This window comes from Hyphomonas polymorpha PS728, from assembly GCF_000685315.1.
GTDB lineage: Bacteria > Pseudomonadota > Alphaproteobacteria > Caulobacterales > Hyphomonadaceae > Hyphomonas > Hyphomonas polymorpha.
The window spans coordinates 47,648-65,735 of the sequence record NZ_ARYM01000008.1; the positions used below are offsets into that span (position 1 = coordinate 47,648).

General features: G+C 62.7%; 12 protein-coding genes. 8 read left to right on the top strand and 4 right to left on the bottom strand.

All coding sequences use genetic code 11. From position 1 onward, the window contains the following. Window positions 1–24: 24 nt before the first annotated feature. Both HPO_RS08080 and HPO_RS08085 read right to left on the bottom strand, forming a co-directional pair. Window positions 25–2,418 carry a TonB-dependent siderophore receptor gene (locus tag HPO_RS08080; RefSeq protein WP_035596838.1) on the bottom strand — a complete coding sequence of 798 codons (2,394 nt, stop codon included), beginning with the start codon at window positions 2,416–2,418 and terminating at the stop codon, window positions 25–27. Between the two features lie 368 nt (window positions 2,419–2,786). Next, window positions 2,787–3,464, bottom strand: coding sequence for a GntR family transcriptional regulator (locus HPO_RS08085; protein WP_233349072.1), 678 nt, complete (start codon window positions 3,462–3,464; stop codon window positions 2,787–2,789). Window positions 3,465–3,764: 300 nt separating this feature from the next. On the opposite strand from HPO_RS08085, the gene HPO_RS08090 reads away from it, so the two are divergent. Then, window positions 3,765–5,462 (top strand): alkaline phosphatase D family protein, encoded by a 1,698-nt coding sequence (locus tag HPO_RS08090; protein ID WP_051612438.1) that lies wholly within the window; start codon window positions 3,765–3,767, stop codon window positions 5,460–5,462. Between the two features lie 80 nt (window positions 5,463–5,542). Here HPO_RS08090 and HPO_RS08095 read toward each other — a convergent pair whose 3' ends face one another. Continuing rightward, window positions 5,543–8,131 carry a TonB-dependent receptor gene (locus tag HPO_RS08095; RefSeq protein ID WP_035596842.1) on the bottom strand — a complete coding sequence of 863 codons (2,589 nt, stop codon included), beginning with the start codon at window positions 8,129–8,131 and terminating at the stop codon, window positions 5,543–5,545. 273 nt (window positions 8,132–8,404) lie between these two features. Here HPO_RS08095 and HPO_RS08100 point away from each other — a divergent pair, with 273 nt between their 5' ends. Next, complete coding sequence (locus HPO_RS08100; RefSeq protein WP_051612439.1) at window positions 8,405–10,264, top strand: sensor histidine kinase; 1,860 nt, start codon at window positions 8,405–8,407, stop codon at window positions 10,262–10,264. A gap of 4 nt (window positions 10,265–10,268) precedes the next feature. On the opposite strand, the gene HPO_RS08105 is transcribed toward HPO_RS08100, so the two are convergent. Continuing rightward, window positions 10,269–10,910: a LuxR C-terminal-related transcriptional regulator gene (locus tag HPO_RS08105; protein WP_035596844.1), complete on the bottom strand. Its 642-nt coding sequence runs from the start codon at window positions 10,908–10,910 to the stop codon at window positions 10,269–10,271. A 169-nt stretch (window positions 10,911–11,079) separates the two neighbouring features. On the opposite strand from HPO_RS08105, the gene HPO_RS08110 reads away from it, so the two are divergent. The 6 genes from HPO_RS08110 (at window position 11,080) to HPO_RS20500 (ending at window position 18,085) form a co-directional block, all read left to right on the top strand. After that, window positions 11,080–11,562, top strand: coding sequence for a hypothetical protein (locus tag HPO_RS08110; protein WP_157532739.1), 483 nt, complete (start codon window positions 11,080–11,082; stop codon window positions 11,560–11,562). Between the two features lie 227 nt (window positions 11,563–11,789). Then, window positions 11,790–12,215, top strand: a complete 426-nt coding sequence (locus HPO_RS08115) for a DUF2946 family protein (RefSeq protein WP_035596849.1) — start codon at window positions 11,790–11,792, stop codon at window positions 12,213–12,215. Window positions 12,216–12,311: 96 nt separating this feature from the next. Beyond that, window positions 12,312–13,658 carry a hypothetical protein gene (locus tag HPO_RS19695; RefSeq protein WP_157532741.1) on the top strand — a complete coding sequence of 449 codons (1,347 nt, stop codon included), beginning with the start codon at window positions 12,312–12,314 and terminating at the stop codon, window positions 13,656–13,658. Between the two features lie 124 nt (window positions 13,659–13,782). Continuing rightward, window positions 13,783–15,285, top strand: a complete 1,503-nt coding sequence (locus HPO_RS08125; RefSeq protein ID WP_035596855.1) for a flavin-containing monooxygenase — start codon at window positions 13,783–13,785, stop codon at window positions 15,283–15,285. 58 nt (window positions 15,286–15,343) lie between these two features. Next, window positions 15,344–16,720, top strand: a complete 1,377-nt coding sequence (mgtE, locus tag HPO_RS08130; RefSeq protein WP_035596859.1) for a magnesium transporter — start codon at window positions 15,344–15,346, stop codon at window positions 16,718–16,720. A 108-nt stretch (window positions 16,721–16,828) separates the two neighbouring features. Next, window positions 16,829–18,085 carry a lysozyme gene (locus HPO_RS20500; protein WP_051612441.1) on the top strand — a complete coding sequence of 419 codons (1,257 nt, stop codon included), beginning with the start codon at window positions 16,829–16,831 and terminating at the stop codon, window positions 18,083–18,085. Window positions 18,086–18,088 lie beyond the last annotated feature (3 nt).

The following is an 18,088-nucleotide window of genomic DNA, read 5'->3' on the forward strand; positions in this document are numbered from 1 at the left end:
CCGGCGGGGAGCTTTTTTCCGTTCTCAGAACTTCTTCTTGAAGGTGACGCGATATTCCGTGCCGCGGCCGGGCAGGACCGCCATATCAGAATAGGTGTCTGTCACCGGCTGGAAGTAGAGCTCATCGAACAGGTTGTCGACGTTGAAGGCGATCTCATAATCCTGGATGGTGTAGAACGCAGACACGTTCACGGTTTCATAAGCGGGCAGGATCACCGGATTGGCGAGCTTGCCGGCGGTTTCCGAGACACTCGTGATACCGCCCGTTACGCCGAACTGGCCCCATTCATAGGCGTCTGACACATAGGAGCCAAACAGGCTGACGACGGTTTGTGGCACAAGGCGGAACTCATAGTCGCCTGGCTGGCCGACGGGCGACGTGGCGAGATTGTAGACGGCATAGGCGGCGCCATAGCCATCAATGGGGTTCAGGCCCGTTGCCCAGACCGGGATGTATCCGAAGCTGGCATCGGGGCCTTTGACGGTGGTTTTCTGAGTGTTGCCCGCGAAGGTGAAGGAGAGGTTGTCAGTGGCAAGCCAGCGGGCTTCCAACTCGACGCCCTTTGCCTCGGTGGCGACAACGTTATCGAACATCGAAAGGCGTGTGCGGGATTGTTCATAGCCGGCAAGGCTGCCCACCAGCGTTCCGCCGAGAAGTTCGAACTTTATACCGGCTTCGGTAAGCTCGGAGTCGGAGATCCACTGATCGCCGCTGATCAGGCCGGGGGTAATGTCGCCAGCCTGGCCGATTTCGAGGGCGGCGGTTTCGGCATAGGTGACATAGGGGAAGAGGCCAAATGGCGTATTGAAGCTGAGGCTGGCACTGTAGCTGAATTCTTCCTGGGACGCATCGAATTCGATGTTGGCCGGACAGTAGCAGAGGCCGCCAGTATCGATGGAGGTGGCATCATACCAGTCATAGCGCCCGCCCAGCAGCAGGTTCACATATTTGCCGAAGCTGATGTCCGTCAGGCCGAAGATGCTCGTGTCGGTCCAGCTGGAGTCGACGGTCATGTCCCAGCCGATACCGATATTGCCGGGCTCAACCGAGAACGGATCATCCATGGTGTCGGCGGCTGTGGCGCCATAGATGATGTCGCGGCGATCAAGCGAGATGTAGCCGGAGTTGTAGGTTTCCTTTTTGATGGCATCCTGGCGGCGGTATCCGAAGCCCACCTTGTTGGTGGAGCGGATAAAGCTGTCTTCCGTGCCGGTGGAAAAGTCATAGCTGATGCGGCCTTCGCCGGCCCAGGCATCATAATCTGCCGGGAAGCCATAGCTGACGAAGCGCTGGTTTTCCATGTCGTCATAGAATAGCTCGACATTCAGCGCGCTCTCGCCGATTTCCTGTTTGGCCTTGAAATAGAGCGTGTTGGTGGTCGTCTTGGAGAAGTCTGCATCCGAGATGAAAACCGTACGGGGGCTGAGTTTTGCGGTGCCGACGCCTTCGGTGAGCTGGAAGCGCGGATTGACGGAAGGCGTAAAGCCGAAATAGCCAACGACGAAGCTGCCACCGGCCTCGTTGGGCGTGATGCGGCCGTTTCCATCGGTATCAACGACGGCGGTGTTGCGGCCGGTGATGTAGGTCTGGTTGTCGATCAGGTCCTGGGTGACGCGGTTCCAGCCGGGCGTCTGCACGTACCCGTCCGAGTCAAAATACTGGCCGCTCATGGTGATGGTGAGCGTGTCGGTAACATCATATTCGCCTGACAGCTGGATCATCAGATGTTCCGGCGAAATTCCCCTGTAGTAGGAGTCCGAGTCTTCATATTCGACATAGCCATAGACCCCGCCCCGATCGCCGATGGGGATGCCGACCTGGCCGTTGGTGTTGAACTTGCCATAGGATCCGACGGTGACTTCAGCCTGGCCGGTAACTTCATCGCTGCCGCCGGCGCGGCCGGTTTTGGGGATGACGTTGATAAGGCCGCCGACCTTGCCGGGGCCGAATGCCGGGGTGGGCGGACCACGGACGATATCGACCTGAGAGGCAGCGCCCAGAAGCGTAGGATAGGTGCCCCGGTTTTCTACACGCTTGAAGCCGTTGAAGTAGCTTTCCGCCAGAGTTCCGCGGGCGTTCACAGCGCCTTTGACGCCGTAATAGCTGCCGGTGAAGGTGCCCGGCGCGATGGCGATCAGGTCGTCAACTTCCTCAATACCGTAGCGTTCCAGAGTGAGATCGCTGACCAGCGTCGCCGAACGCGGCGTTTCGAGGAGGGACTTGCCCATGCCAAAGACGCTTTCGCTGTTGGACTTTTCCAGAAGGCCCACGCGGTCGCTGACGACGACAATAGTGTCGAGTACGGCGGTTTCATCAGCCGTATCCTCCGTGGCCGGAGCAGGGCCGTCTTCAGCCCAGGCACTGTTGGCAAGGGCAATGGCTGTCAGAACGCTTGTCAGATAATACAGTGCTCGCATGTCTTGGACCCCTCATAGGCTGCGGCGGGTTGGCTATGAGGTCAGTTCAGGGCGGTGGGGCCAGAAAAACAGCGCCATCTGATATTTGAACTAACATTTCAGTTAACATGTTCAAATTATCAGCAGGTCTGCTGCGCGGCCGCCCAGCAATCGTGCGGTGCAGCAATTTGCGGGGGCTGGGTTTCCGGCAAAGCACAAGGCTGGCAGTGCCGCGCTGGCCCGCAAAAGCCCCCCTCCGGAAACATACTTATAAAGAGCCACGCTCAGCCCACGGCAAAAGCGCTTCATTCGATTGGACGGTGATCAAATAAATGACTGCCCGAAACCTGTGCGGTTCTGGCGGGCGGGCGCCTGACATTGCGAAAGGATCAGTCGGCGGTCTTGGAGCCCATCACCACCAGCATGGCTTTCATCGCGGCGGGGCCATCGCCCTTGGCAATCGCCTTGGCCGCGATGCGGTGGTTGGAGATGTCTTCCAGCCGGTCTTCATCGGGGCGGGTCGTCATCGAATAATACCAGTAGCGCGCCGCCTTGTTGTGAAGGTTGATGACAATCCGGGCGAGGCTGAGATTGTGGCTGGCGATGGCGACGGCGCGGTGGAATTTCTGGTCCATGGCGATGATGGCGCGGAAATCCCGGCGCTTGGCAGCGGCTTCTGCGCCATCGAAGGCGGTGAGGATTTCGTCGATTTCGGCGCGGGTGGCGTGCTGGGCGGCGAGGAGGGCGGCCTGGGGCTCCAGCAGGCAGCGAACTTCGTATGCCTGCTGCACTTCCTGCACATCGATGGAAGCGACGATGGTGCCCGACCGGGGGCGGCGCAGCACCATGCCCTCAAGCGACAGGCGGGCAAGCGCATCACGCACACCGGCGACACCGAGATTATATTGCTTGGCGAGACCCAGCTCATCCAGCCGTGCGCTGGGCGGGAGGACACCCAGGATGATGTCCAGCAGGATCTGCTCGTACGCCTTCGATTTCTGAAGGTCCGGCGCCCAGTCTTCCGTGTGGCGAACGTCGCTGAAACCCTGCTGGTGAAACGGAACCATATCTTCCCTGGGCCTTGTTTTTGTTTGCGTGCCCATGTCGTTTACTCCCTTATGCCTGCGCATTATTTATGTTGGCAGGCTTTGTTATCGTGCTGGTTGTGGCAAGCCCATCTTCCAATTGAGCGGATGGGGCCCGCCTTATTCTGTGGAGATGCCTAGCTGCTGCGCACAGGCGTCGCTGGATGGCAACTTGGCGCACAGGGGGCAAAAGTCAAACATATCAGCTAACATCTCAGTGTTGCATATGGCGTGTAAGGCTTGCAGCGTGCCGCCTGATACGCCACGCGCCGGAGTGACCTGATGACGAAAAGCCCATCCAAAAAATTAAATAATTCAGGGATTAGCCGGCGCGAAGCGCTGCTTGGGCTGGGGGGCGGATTCACACTTCTGGGCGGCTGCGCCATAACCCAGAAGGTGGCTGATATTGATGCAGTGTTCACCTCTGGCGTAGCGAGCGGCGACCCCACAGGGACATCGATGGTGATCTGGACTCGGGCCTACAACCCGGATGTGGTCGCGGTTCCGGTGGGATTTGAGGTGGCTGAAGACGCCGAGTTCAGCCGGATAGTGCGCAAGGGGACGGGGCTGGCGGCCACAGCACGGGACTATACGCTGAAAGTGGATATCGAATCACTTTCCGCCGGCAGCAGGTATTTTTACCGCTTCCGGGCCGGACAGGCGGTGTCAGACATTGGACAATTCCGGACACTGCCGGACAAATCCGGACAGAAAGTGCGCTTGGCGGTCGCTTCCTGCGCCAATTTCGGCTCGGGCTTCTACAATGCCTACCGGACGATCGCAGAGACGCCGGGCATCGACGCCGTGATCCATCTGGGCGACTACATTTATGAGTATGGCCCTGACGGGTATGACGGCGAGACCGGCCGGATGCTGGGTCGGTTTGCCGAGCCTGCGCATGACGCGGTGACGTTGGAGGATTACCGCGCCCGCTTTGCCGCCTACCGGCGTGATCCCGACCTGCAGGCAGCCCATGCGGCGGCCGCTTTCATTACCGTCTGGGACGATCACGAGACGGCCAATAACAGCTGGATGGGCGGGGCGGCCAATCACAAGGAAGACAAGCAGGGGAGCTGGGCGGCGCGCTGCGAGGCGGCGCTGCAGGCCTATTTTGAATGGATGCCGATGCGCGACCCCAAGCGGGGGGAAGCGGCAAGGACGCTCACCCGGACCTATGAGTTTGGCGAGATTGCCTCGCTGATCCTGATCGAGTCGCGGCTGACGGGGCGCGGCGAGGCGCTGAGCCTGGGCGGGGTGACGGACCCCGAAGCCTTCGAGGCTGGGCCGCTGGCAGACCCTGCGCGCACCATGCTGGGGGCGCCGCAGGAAGCTTGGCTGGACGGGGAGTTGAAGCGCTCAGCCGCGGCGGGCACCGCCTGGCAGGTGCTGGGCAACCAGACCGTGATGGCGCCGATGCGGACCCCGGATTACACCGCGCTTCTGCCGGAGGACATTCTTGAGGCCGTGCGCCAGAAGGGCGGCTATTCGGCCCGCTGGGTGGAGCGCTCGAAGCTGGGCCTGCCGGTGAACCTCGATGCCTGGGACGGCTATCCGGCGGCACGGGAGCGGTTGCTTTCCTCAGCCATTTCGGCGCAGGCCAATCTGGTGGTGCTGTCGGGTGACAGCCACATGTTCTGGGCGAGCGACCTTTACCGGCAGAGCGATGAGAGATTTGCGGGCGTGGAGTTTGCCACAGGCAGCATCACTTCGCCCGGCGGATATGAAAACATCACAAGTGATCCGCGCATCTTTGAGATAGCGGCGAGCGCCATTCCCGCGAAAAACCGGGGCGTGCGCTTTGCCAATGTGAAGGACAAGGGATTTGTCTTGCTGACGCTGACCCGGAAGGCAGCGCAGGCGGAATATATCGGGATGAGCACGGTGCGCTCGCGCGACTATGAGGCACGTACGCTGGTTGTGGCGCGCGCAGACCGCGGCAAAAGCGGGCGGGCAGGTGAGTTGACACTTTCCGCAGGCTGACAGCGCAGGCCAAGTTTACGGCAAAAAAGAACCGGCCGCAGCGGTGTGAAGCTGCGGCCGGTTTACAGGAAGAAACCCTGTTAGAAGCGGTAGGTCAGGGCCGCGCCATAGGTGCGCGGCTTGCTGCCGTAGCGCACGACGACGTTGGCGTTCGTCGTGACCTGCTGGGTGTAATACTCGTCCGTGAGGTTCTGTCCCCAGATGGAGAACTCCCAGGTATCGTTCAGCGTGTAGAGACCGATCGAACCGTTCAGGACGCCATAGGAGTCGATGTCATACAGCGGATCATCCGGATTGCCGGCGGTGGAGTCGCTCTGCCAGCGGCCGCTGAGCGAGCCGCGCAGGCCGTAACGATCCGTAACCGGACGGTCGTAGAGAAGGGCGAGGCTGAGGCTGGTTTCCGGGCTGTAGAGGAAGGGGTCGCCCGCGCGGCTGGTTGGTAGGCCGAAGCTGTCGGAGGTATCGAATTCCTTGATCTCGGTCTGCAGCAGTGTGACACCGCCCATCGCGGTGAGGTTTTCGTTGATGAGCCAGGTCAGCTCCGTCTCGAAACCATAGGCCTCCGATTTCGGCACGTTCTGAAGGCGCGAGAGAGCGCGGTAGATCGGGTCCGGGAAGAAGGAGGCCACTTGCTTGTCTTCATAGTCATAGAAGAAGAACGAGCTGTTGGACTGAAGGCGCTGATTGAAGAACTGAGCCTTCATGCCGACTTCATACGCCAGCAGGCCTTCCTGGGTGGCCGGTGCGTTCTGTTCGGATTTGGAGGCCGCGTTCACTGGGGTGGAGGCCGACTTGTAGCCCTGGGTGACCGAGGCAAACAGCAGCATGTTGTCACGCGGGGTCCAATTACCAACGATCCGCCAGCTGACGTTATCTTCCTTGGTGCTGGAGGTGACCGGGCCAAAAGTGTTGGTGGCAACGTCATAGGTGTTGCAGCCATTTTCCTGCAGCGCCGGCGGCGGTGCTGACAGGCCATAGATGCCGGTGAAGAACACGCGGTTGAAGACGTTGACGTTGGGCTGCATGGAGCCGTTCACGTCTGCCGAGCAACCAACATAGTTCTGCTTGTCTTCGGTGTAACGCAGGCCGGTGGTGAGCGAGAATTCAGGTGTGATTTCCCAGTCGATATTGGCAAAGATGCTCTGCGTGGTCGTCTCGAAGTCACCGCTGTCGCGATAGGTCTGGAACGAGTTCAGCAGCTCGGCAGCCGTATAGGGCAGGCCGGTTTCCGGATCGCGGTTGACGAAGGCAACCAGCGGGCCAACGGTGGCAGGGTCAAAGCCGAGCGCTGCGGGGTTGACGGTGAGGAGATAAGCCGCCGTCGAAATGAAATTCGAATTGGCGTTATCGCGCAGCATCGTGCGGTTGGTGTCGACGGTTTCATCCTTGCCATAATAGGCGCCGACGAGCCAGTTGATGCGGTCGGTCTGGCCTTCCAGGCGCAGTTCCTGGCTGAACGACTTGATCTCGCCGTCGATGTCCTGGTTCAGGATCTGGTAGGGCGCGCCGGAGAAGTCGAGGATCGCCTCACGCTCCAGCTTGTTATAGCCTGTGAGCGACACGAGCGTCAGATCGTTGTCGAAGGTGTAGTTGATGCCGGCCCGGAAGGCATGGAAGGTTGAGTCTTCCTTATTGTCGTCCGTCATGCCCGGAACGCCGCCAATCGTCTGAGAGCGGACGTTATAAGGCACCCAGTCTGCGTCTTTAGAGCTGCTGGGGCGGTTGTTCTGGAGGAAGGCAATGAGGCCCGGGGCGTTGAAGCCGGCGGTCGAAGACGGGCCGCTCGTGCCCGGAACGATGAAGGTCGGATCGGTGCTGGGGGTGAGACCGATGCCTTGGGCAGCGATCGTGTCAGACTTGTTGATCCAGCCGTTATAGCTGAGGTTCACGTCCAGCTTATCCGTCGGCTGAAGGGCGAGGGCGGCGCGGAAGCCGAGCTTGTCGACCGTGCCGCGGTCTTCATCCGGACGGGACATCGAGCGCTGCCAGCCCTTGTCGCTGTTCTCGCTGCGGATGGCGAAGCGGGCCTGGACGGTTTCGGAGATCGGCAGGTTGACCATGCCTTCGAGGTTCCAGGTATCGTAATTACCGACTTCGGCCTTGGCCATGGCCTGGAATTCGTCGACCGGCTTGTTGGTGACGACGTTGATGAGGCCAGCGGTGGTGTTGCGGCCGAACAGGGTGCCTTGCGGGCCTTTGAGGACTTCGACGCGGGAGACGTCAAAAACCGGGCCGGAGTTCATGAACGGGTAGGGGTAGGCAACCTCGTCAACATAAGTACCGACAGTGGAGGTGGCCGAGAGGTTGATCGTGTTGAAGCCGATGCCGCGCAGCGTGTAGGTCGGCACGCCCTGATAGGACTGGGACACCGAGAAGCCGGGCACGACGGTGGTGAGGTCTTCCACCGAATTGATGTTGAGTTGGTTCAGCGTGTCTTCGCTGAAGGCCTGGATGGCCATCGGAACGTCCTGGGCGGACTCTTCGCGACGGGTCGCGGTGACGGTGATGGAGCCGAGCTTCAGGTCGGAGTCGGAGTTTGCCGGCTGGGCTGCGGCTGGGGGCGTGGTCTCCGGCGTGGTTTCCTGGGCAAGGGCGGGCGCTGACAGGGTGATGGCCAGCGCCGAGGCACCGCCGAATACAATTCGACTAAAGGGTTTTTGACGTTTCATGGATTTCCTCCGCAACGTCTGCTCTGGGAGGGCGGCAGACTTCTGTAATGCTGCACGGTTCCTGTAAGGCGGGGCCGGAGACAAGCTATCGAAAGTGATAGTGTGGCATGGACCTCACACTCGCCTGAGGGGCGTGTGCGCCGCCCCCCTGTTCCGGGGGAAGACGGGAAAGCGCGCATCGGCTGGTGGGGGGGGGCGGTTTACATCCGCAGCGGGGCAGCCTCTATGGAGCAGGTGGGAAGAAGGGGGCGTCCAGGCATGAGAGTGCAGGATATGAATACGCCGCTCGTGCGGTTTGCCGTGCCGGCGCTGCTGGTGGTGGCGGTGACGGGGATGATGACGTTGGCCGTGCTGCAGCCGGCAAGCGGGCCGACTGACATTGTGGGGAACTGGCGCTCTCCGTTGGAGGTGGGCGCGGGCGCGTGGGTTTCACTGCTGGTGGGGTTTGGCGCGTGTCTGGTGTCGGCCTGGGTGTGGGCGCTGAAGCCGGCTGACCCGGCGGCGATCCTGTTTGCGGTGAGCGGGCTGACGACGCTGATGTTCTCGGCGGCGGCGGTGGTCTGGCTGTTTGCCATGCCGCTGAGCGAGGCGGGTTATCTGCTGGCGGGGATCATCAACTGTATTGGGGCTTCCGGCTTTGGCATCGTGATGATGTGCCTGTTCATGATCTATCCGGTGAAGCTGCCGGGCTGGCGCTGGATGATGGTGGCGACGGTGCTGGGCTTTGGCGCGGTTACGTATTGGGTGATGTTCGGGCCGGCGGCGGATTTCATGCTGGTGCATCCCATCACCTTCTGGGAGATGGTGGGCATCTTCGTGCTGGTGGGCTGGCAGATCTTTGCGACCCGGGACGATCCGGTGCAGCGGTCGATTGCGCTGTGGCTGGGCGCGGCGGTGGTGCTGGGCGCGGGCGGATTTATCTCGACCGTCGCGTTTCCGCATACGTTCGGGTTTGCGCCGCTGCTGGACGAGAATATCGCGTTTGGCTTTTTCCTGCTGATTTATGTGGCGCTGACGGTTGGCCTGATGCGGTTCCGCGTGTTCGGGCTGGGCGGCTGGGCGTTCCAGCTGATGTTTCACTTCCTGGCGGCGCTGACCGTGCTGGTGCTGGACCTGGTACTGATCGGCATCCTTTCCTTCGAGCCGGGGGCGGCGTTTTCCGTGGCATTGTTGGCGGCGGCGGCGGTGTATCTGCCGATGCGCAGCTTTGCCTGGCGCAAACTGACCGGGCAGGCGCGCCCGGATGAGGCTGAACTGTTCCGCGCGGTGATCGACATTGCGCTGCGCCCGAGCGGCGAGGAGCGGGCCGGGCAGTGGCGCAGGTTGATGCGGGATATTTTCGGGCCGCTGGAGGTGAAGCCAGTGGAGGCGGCGGTCGCGCGCGTGCGGGTGGAGGATGAAGGCACACTGATGGTGTTGCCGGGGGTGGCCGATTCCCCGCCGCTCAGCCTGCGCTACAAGAATGGCGGGCGCGGGCTTTATTCGCCTAAGGATGTGACGCTGGCAGCGCAGATCGTGAAGCTGATGCGCTATGCCGAGGAGAACCGGAACGCCTATGACCGCGGCGTTTCGGAGGAGCGGGCGCGGATTGCGCGGGACATTCACGACAATATCGGGGCGCAGCTTCTCCGCGCGCTGCACTCACGCGAGACGGGACGGAAGGACGCGATGATCCGCGAGACGCTGACCGACATTCGCGATGTGATCAACAACGCGCAGGGTTCTGAAGCGCCGATGGAGGATGTGCTGGCCGACCTGCGGGCGGAGACGGCGGACCGGCTGGAGCCGCATGGCATTGCACTTGGCTGGACCCTGCATGCGGCGTCGGGCGCGCTTCTGTCCCGGCAGAAGGTTCATGCCTTGCGGGCGCTGATTCGCGAGGCGGTGAGCAATGCGATCAAGCATGCCGGGGCGCGGCGTGTGGAGGTGACCATCCGTCTGGGAAACGACTGGCTGGAACTGAAGGTGGCCGATGATGGCAAGGGCTTGCCGGCGCAGAAGGCCTCGCTAGGTAATGGCCTTGGCAACATGAAGATCCGTGTCGAGAGCTTTGGCGGCGAGATGGCGCTGGAGAGCGGGGCGGGCACCAGCCTGTTGGCTCGCATTCCCGTGTTCGAGATGGCGGCAGAGTAGTCGCTCAGGTGCGGTCTATCGTCAGGCCCATTCGGGTGGCATGCCAGGAGGCTTCCGCGCGGGAGGAAATGCCAAGCTTGCGGTAGATGCCCTTGATGTAGCTGGCGACGGTGTTCTCGCTGAGGTCCAGCGCGCGGGCGACTTCGCCATTGCGCATGCCACGGCCGATAAGGGCGAGTACGTCGCGCTCGCGGGCGGTGAGATCGTCATCCGGCGCGGCGGGGCCGGTGAGGCGGAAATGATCCATGATGCGCCGGGCGATTGATGGGGAGAGCGCGGGAACGCCATCCGCAATCTGACGAAGCTGGCGCACGAGGGTGTCCTGTGGCTGGTCTTTCAGGAGATAGCCGTTTGCCCCGGCAGACAGCGCGCCAACAATCCAGGCGTCATCCCCCATCACGGTGGTGATCACGCAGATCGTCTCGGGGCTTTCCTGCTTCACCTTGCGCAGCACATCGAGGCCGGAACCATCGGGCAGGCCAAGATCCAGCATGGCAAGGTCAAACCTTGCGCCGGTGGCCGCCGTGAGGCCGCCGCGCACGCTGCCTTCCTCATGCGGGGCGCAGCCGGGAAACGCCTCCCGCGCGATCTCGCAAAGCCAGTCGCGGGTTTCCGCGACATCTTCAAGGATCAGGACGCTTTTCACGGTTTGGGCCTTTCCTCGCCGTCTGTGACATACATTCCATTACGGGGCGTAGAAGAGATGGCGTCATATTATCTTCAATAGCCTGTCTTGCCGACCCACCGGAACAGGGGGGAGGACACTTCCCGCCAAAACGTGGCATTTCCCGTCACAGGATAGCTGGGTGACCGGAATGACCGATGCGAGGGAAAACAGCCGACTGGGGCACCTGTTCCGGCCGAGCCCCTTCAGCCGTGATCGTGCTTATTGGCTGGATGGTCACATGCTGCATTGGCGCAACGGGGTTGAAGGCGGGCGGATGAGTTTGAGCGAGGTGACCTGCGTGCAGGTGATCCTGCCGCCCGCCAGGTATGGAACAGCGCGCTGCACCATCCGCACGGAAGAGGGCACGCTGCACCGTTTTTCGGATGACTACTGGTTTGGCTGGACCGGGGCAGAGCGCCATCGTTGGGGCGTCCGCGAGCATCGGCGCGCCAGCTTTCTGGGGCTGGTGACGGCGCTGGCAAGGCGGGCGCGGAAGGCAAATCCGGCTGTGACGCTAAGATTTGGGCCGGGCCGGGGCCGCCCGTGTGTACCGGAGGAGCTGGATCAGGCGCGCTGCTTTGTGGAGGTCACCCCGGAACAGGGGGAAGACGGAAAATCCGGCGCGGCCTAGAGTGTTAGTTGGTCCACAGGTCCGGGGGGACGCACGTGGGCCCAAGTTGACGCCTGCTTCTGATGACACTTCTTCTGCGGGGCTGATGGGGCGCCTCTCTCGCTTCTTTGGCCCTGCAGATTTTTCCCGCCAACGAATGTTGGGCAGGGGCGCGTCAGTTCAGCGCGCCGGGGCTGTTTCCGCTTCCCTGATTTGACGCGGACGCCGGGCTTTGAGAGACAGGCGCCATGCGCGGCATGGGGTTTCTCTCGGGCGGATTGCGGGCACTGGCAGGGATGCTGCTGGTGTTGGCCGTGGCCGTGCGGGTGGCTGTTCCGGCGGGGTACATGCTGGCGGAGGACGCCTCCGGGCAGATCCGGATCGAGCTTTGCACGGAGCAGGGCGTGGTCAGCCGCACGCTTGACCTGTCGACCGGAAACTATGTGGAGGCGGCCGAAGACACTCCCTCTGGTGACGCGCAGAAAATGTTGAAAGGCTGTGTTTTTGCAGCGGGCGCGCAGAGTGCCGTGCCCACGCCGGACATGCCGGACCTGCAGCAGCTGCGGGTGATCCGCGAGGCGGGGCTGCACCATCCTGTGGCGTTTGAGCTGGCAAGCCGCCTGGCAGCGCCGCCGCCCTATCCGACCGGGCCACCTGCTATTTCTCTGAGCTGATCCGCTGTTGCGCGCGCCTTTTGGAGGCCGCGCGGCGAGACCATGAGCACGCCCGCGCGCGGCCTGACTTCAGAGACGAACCAAGTGAAAAATGAAATGAAAACAAAGCGCCCGGCGACGGCGCGGACGCTGCATCGCCAGATTGGCTGGGTGGCGGCATTTGTGGCGATGGCCTGGGCGCTGACCGGCTTTTTGCATCCTGTGATGAGCTGGACGGCGCCGCGCCCGGCGGTGCAGGCGCCCCCATATGGCGGTCAGATCCGGACACTGCCGGACATTCCCGGACAGTTTCTGGACAAATCCGGACAGATCCGGACAGTTCAGGTAAGGCTGGTGACCATTGGCGGGCGGCCTTATTGGATGTCGACCGACCCTTCGATGACGCGCAAGACGGTGGCCGATGCCCTCACTGGAGAGGCCGCGCCGGAGGCTGAGGAGGCCCATGCAATTGCGCTGGCCCGGCACTATGCCGCGTTGCCGGAGGCTGGGGTCCGGTCTGTGGAAATCATCGACCGATTCAATACCGAGTATCCGCAGATCAACCGGTTGCTGCCGGTGTGGCGCGTGGCGTTTGAGACGCCTGAGGGGCTGGCGGTGTATGTGGACACCGGGGCCGACCGGCTGGCGGCGGTGACCGATGGGCGGCGGCGGGCGCTGCTCTGGGTGTTCCAGAATGCGCATACGCTGAAGTTCCTGGGCTTTGCCGAGCCGTTGCGTGTGGCCTTACTGGCGGGGCTCATCCTGAGTGTGATTGCAACCAGCCTGATCGGGGCGGCGCTGCTGCTGAAGGCGAAGGGGCGGGGCCTGCGCAAGGCGCATACGCTGGCGGCCTGGGCGGCGCTGCCGTTCATCCTGACATTCACGGTGTCCGGGATGTTTCATCTGTTCGTGACGATGGGACCGGGGCAGGCGCTTCCGCCGCCAGGTGTGTTCAGCCTGGCTGACCTTGCGGCGCCGAGGCCGGGGCCGGGATCGCTCTATGGGCTGATCGCGACAGCGGGGCCGGATGGCAAGCCGGTGTGGCGGATCGAGACGGGCGGGGGCATTGCGTATCAGGGGGCAGCGACAGGCCATAGCGATGCAGACCGGGCACGGGCGATTGCCGGGGCGGGGCCGGAGGCGGCGGTGTCCTTGGTGACGCGGTTTGGCCGGGACTACAGCTTTGCCAACAAGCGCTTGCCGGTGATGCGCGTTGAGGGCCCGGAGGGGCCGGTGTTTGTGGATGTGCGCGAGGGGCTGATTGCGGCGGCGCCGCGCAAGAGCGCGCTGCAGAAGGCCGAGGGCTGGAGCTTTGACGTGCTGCACAAATGGGAATTCCTGCGGCCCATCGGGACCAAGAACCGGGACTATCTGCTGATGACCACTGTGGGGGTGATTTTCCTGACAGCGGCGCTGGGGCTGGCACTTCTGCCGAGGCGGCGGCGGAAGCAGCCGCGCGGTTGATTTTGCTTGCTTGCCTCTGGGTCATCTAGGGCCGATTACGTATTCACCTGCCTTCCTCCCAGGGCAAAACTTGCACGTGATTTGATGGCCCCGCGGCAAGTGGACGGGGCCCAGGGAGGAATGCATGGCGGATACGGCGGCAGTCAAAGAACGCAAACCCAAGGCAAAGACCGAACACTTCGATGTGCTGATTGTCGGCGCGGGGATTTCCGGCGTCGGGGCGGCGTATCATCTGAAAACGCAGATGCCGAAGAAGAAGTTCGTGGTGCTTGAGGCGTATGAGACCTTTGGCGGCACCTGGCACATGCACCGCTATCCCGGCATTCGTTCGGACTCGGATCTTTATACATTCGGCTACCGGTTCAAGCCCTGGGTGGGCCCGCCGATTGCGAGCCGGGAAGAGATTCTCAGATACATGCAGGAAGTGATCGAAGAGAACGATCTTGCCCAGCATATCCGCTATCGCCACAAGATCCGGTCGGCCAGCTGGTCGACCGCGAAGAAGAAGTGGACGGTGAAGGCGGAAAACCTTGAGACCGGGGATGTGCTGACCTTCACGGCGAACTTCCTGTGGATGTGCCAAGGCTATTACAATCATGCGCAGGGCTACACGCCCGAATGGCCAGGCATGGCCGATTTCAAAGGGCAGATCATTCACCCGCAGACGTGGCCGGAAGACCTGGACCTGACGGGCAAGAAAGTGATCTGCATCGGCTCTGGCGCAACGGCGGCGACGGTGGTGCCGGCGATTGCCGGCCAGTGTGAGCATGTGACACTGCTGCAGCGTTCGCCCACTTATTTCATCCCGGCACGGAATGAAAACGTGTTGGCCGACGAGCTGCGGATGCTGGGCGTAGACGAGGCGTGGATCCATGAGATCGTACGCCGGAAATACAATCATGACCAGGCCGAGTTCACGCGCCGCTCTTTTGAGGATGCTGAGGCGCTGCGCCAGGAATTGCTGGATGGGGTGAAGGCCTGTCTGCCGGAAGGCTTCGATATGAGCCACTTCACCCCGGCTTACCGGCCTTGGCAGCAGCGCATCGCGTTCGTTCCGGAGGCGGACCTTTTCGAAGGTATCAAGGCGGGCAAGGCAAGCGTGGTGACCGACCATATCGACCGGTTTACGGAGAAAGGCATCCTGCTGAAATCCGGCACGGAACTGGAAGCCGATGTGATCATTACGGCGACGGGGTTTGATCTTTCCGTTCTGGGCAACATACCGTTCGAGGTGGACGGCAAGCCGGTGAACTGGTCTGACACGATCACCTATCGGGGCATGATGTTTACCGGCGTGCCCAATCTTGTGTGGGTGTTCGGCTATTTCCGGGCAAGCTGGACCCTGCGGGTGGACATGATGGGCGATCTCGTCTGCCGCCTCCTGAAACGTATGGACGAGAAGAAGGTGAAGCAGGTGGAGGTGGCCCTGCGCCCGCAGGACCATAATATGGAAATCCTGCCCTGGATCGACGGCGACAACTTCAACCCCGGCTATCTGACCCGCTCAATGCATCTGATGCCGAAACGCGGCACCGCGCGCGAGTGGCAGCACACGCAGGACTATTGGCGCGAGAAGGACGAGTTCCCCAAGATCGACCTCGACGGGGAAGAATTCCGTTACAGTTGAGGCCTGTATGAGCGCCTGCTCTTGCCGGGGAACACCAACCCCGGCATGACAGGCGCACATGACCGACACCAGCGCCCCCATCCAGCAGGAGTCTGACGGGCTTGATCCCGTGCTGCTCAAGGATCTCATTGATGCCATCGATGAGCGCGATACGCGTTGGCTGTCACGCACGCTGAAGCGAATGCACCCGGCGGACGCCGCCGATGCGCTGGAAACGCTACCCTATGACACGTTCGAGGAGGCTGTTGGCCTGCTCGGCGAGGATCTGCCGTCTGAAATCCTGATCGAGCTGCGCGACGCGTATCGCGAAGGCGCGGTTGACGTGCTGCCTGACGAGGCGGTCGCGCAGGCGCTGGACGAACTCGATTCCGACGATGCGACGACTATCCTTGAAGACCTTGAGGATGACCGCCGCGAGCGCATTCTGGAAGACCTCGCCCCGGTGGACCGGGCCGAGTTGGAACGCAGTCTGGCCTATGATGAGGATTCGGCCGGCCGCCTGATGCAGACGGAATTCGTGGCGGTGCCCGAATTCTGGACGGTGGGCGAAACCATCGACCATGCGCGCGGGCGCGGTGAGGAGCTGCCGGAGACATTCTACGAGATCTATGTGATCGATCCGGCGCACCGGCTGCTGGGAATTGTGCAGCTTTCGGCGCTGCTGCGCCAGCCGCGCGACACGGCGCTGGAAGACATCATGGAAGACCCCATGACGACCCTGACGCCGGACCTTGACCAGGAAGAGGTGGCGTTCCGCTTCCAGAAATACTCCCTTGCCTCGGCGCCGGTGACTGACAGTGCTGGGCGACTGGTGGGGATGATCACGGTCGACGATATGGTCGATGTTATCCAGGAAGAGCATTCCGAAGACCTGCTGGCCCTGTCGAACGTGTCGTCGGCGGATGCGTCCGATACGGTGTTCGAGACGGTGAAGGCCCGCGTGCCGTGGCTGGGGGTGAACCTCATCACGGCGTTTGTCGCGTCCGGCATCATATCGGTGTTCGAGGGCGCGATTGAGCAGATTGTGGCGCTGGCGATCCTGATGCCGGTTGTGGCGGCGCTGGGCGGGAATGCCGGGAGCCAGGGGCTGGCCGTGGCCGTGCGCGCGATTGCGACACGGGAACTCGACGGCGACGCAGCGCGCCGGGCGGTGCTGCGCGAAACGCTGGCGGGGCTTATCAACGGGTTGATCATCGGCGTGGGCGTCGGGGCGGCGGCGCTCTTGTGGTTCCAGGATGTGGCGCTGGCTGTCGTGATTGCGATCGCGATGCTGGGCACATTCATCTGGGCGGGAATGTCGGGAATCCTTGTGCCGCTGACGCTGAAACGCCTTGGGGCAGACCCGGCGGTGGCCTCATCCGTGTTCGTTCTGACGCTGACCGATGTGATGGCTTTCTTCAGCTTCCTCGGTCTTGCCAGCATCGTCCTCTTGTAAATTGGCCATAATCACGTCGAATCTCACCTTTCAGGCGAAAAGGCGCGCCTTTTGCAGGGCGCCCCTGTAGGCATTTTGCCAGTTGTACCAGAATGGGAGCAACGGACTTTGGGTGGTCCGCTTCGCACATCTGCCAGGGGACTCGACCTGATCAAGGGCTTCGAGGGCTTCCGGCCGCGCGCCAGCCGGCTGCCGGATGGGCGATGGATCGTGGGCTATGGTCACACGCGCACGGCGCGGCCGGGCCTTGCGGTGAGCCCGCGGGACGCCGAACTGGTGCTGGTGCATTCCGATCTGCCGCCCATCGAGCAGCTGATCCAGGACGAAGTGCTCGCCCCGCTGACCCAGAATGAATTTGATGCGCTGGTCTCCTTCGCCTGGAATATCGGGCCGGGCGCGTTCCAGTCTTCCGGCGTCCTGTCGAACCTCAATGAGGGCGACCGGTTGGCGGCGGCGTCCGACATGTGGCTGTGGCGCCGGGGACGGGTGAGCGGCGAGGTGAAGATCATCGACGCGCTGGTGCGCCGGCGAGCGGCGGAAATTTCGCTGTTCCTGACGCATCCTTCGGGGCCGGCTGCCGTGCCGGGTGCGCTGATCCGGCCGATTCCGGAAGATGGCGGGCAGCCGTTCCCGCAGCCGCCGGAGCGGGCTGTGATCATCGAGGCGCGGGCAGAGGATGAGCGCCCCGCGGTACGGGCGCGTGGGGGGGATAGCGGGCCGCAGGCCGCCGCGCGCGCGGTGAGTGAACGGATTGCGCGGATATTGGGCGAGAGCCCGCCGCCGCCGCCATCGCGGCCGACGAGGACGCTGGAGCCGGGCGAAGAAGGCCCCAGCGTTGAAGATATTACCCGCGCCATCGCCGATCTGGCGGGGCCTGCGGAGGATGAGCCCTTGCCGCAGCCGCCGGGCGTGGTCAAAGGCCCTCCCGATGGCATCGAGCGGCGGCGCGCGGCGCGGCCCGCGCCGGCGGCGCCTGTGCCGGAAGCGACAGTCAGCGCGGCACCTGAGACCCCGCAACCGCCGGTGGCTGAAGCGCCGCTGCCACCGGCAGAGGGCGTGATCGTGGACGATCTGGCGCCTGTGGAAATCGACCAGAATGGCATCCAGCGGGCGCTGGAAGAGAATGGCGGCGGCCAGCGCCTGACGGGCGCTGAGGCGCTGGGCCGGTGGGTGCCTTATGCGCTGCTGTCGGGCCTCGGGCTGGTGAGCCTGGTTCTGGGCGTGCGCGAGCTGGTGGATGTGGCCGCCGAACCGGCGCTGTATGAAGGCGAGACCTGGCTGGGGCCGCTTCTCTCGCTGGGTGGCGGGTTCCTGTTTGTGGTGGCGACCTATTATCTCTACCGGGCGATGACGCAGGACGACTGAGCC

Excerpts from the sequence above, each read along its gene's own strand:
- HPO_RS08110 (WP_157532739.1), top strand. The coding sequence starts at position 11,080 with ATGACCGATGCGAGGGAAAACAGCCGACTGGGGCACCTGTTCCGGCCG.
- HPO_RS08090 (WP_051612438.1), top strand. The coding sequence starts at position 3,765 with ATGACGAAAAGCCCATCCAAAAAATTAAATAATTCAGGGATTAGCCGG.
- HPO_RS08085 (WP_233349072.1), bottom strand. The coding sequence starts at position 3,464 with ATGGTTCCGTTTCACCAGCAGGGTTTCAGCGACGTTCGCCACACGGAA.
- HPO_RS08100 (WP_051612439.1), top strand. The coding sequence starts at position 8,405 with ATGAATACGCCGCTCGTGCGGTTTGCCGTGCCGGCGCTGCTGGTGGTG.
- HPO_RS08125 (WP_035596855.1), top strand. The coding sequence starts at position 13,783 with ATGGCGGATACGGCGGCAGTCAAAGAACGCAAACCCAAGGCAAAGACC.
- HPO_RS08095 (WP_035596842.1), bottom strand. The coding sequence starts at position 8,131 with ATGAAACGTCAAAAACCCTTTAGTCGAATTGTATTCGGCGGTGCCTCG.
- HPO_RS08080 (WP_035596838.1), bottom strand. The coding sequence starts at position 2,418 with ATGCGAGCACTGTATTATCTGACAAGCGTTCTGACAGCCATTGCCCTT.
- HPO_RS19695 (WP_157532741.1), top strand. The coding sequence starts at position 12,312 with ATGAAAACAAAGCGCCCGGCGACGGCGCGGACGCTGCATCGCCAGATT.
- mgtE (WP_035596859.1), top strand. The coding sequence starts at position 15,344 with ATGACCGACACCAGCGCCCCCATCCAGCAGGAGTCTGACGGGCTTGAT.
- HPO_RS08115 (WP_035596849.1), top strand. The coding sequence starts at position 11,790 with ATGCGCGGCATGGGGTTTCTCTCGGGCGGATTGCGGGCACTGGCAGGG.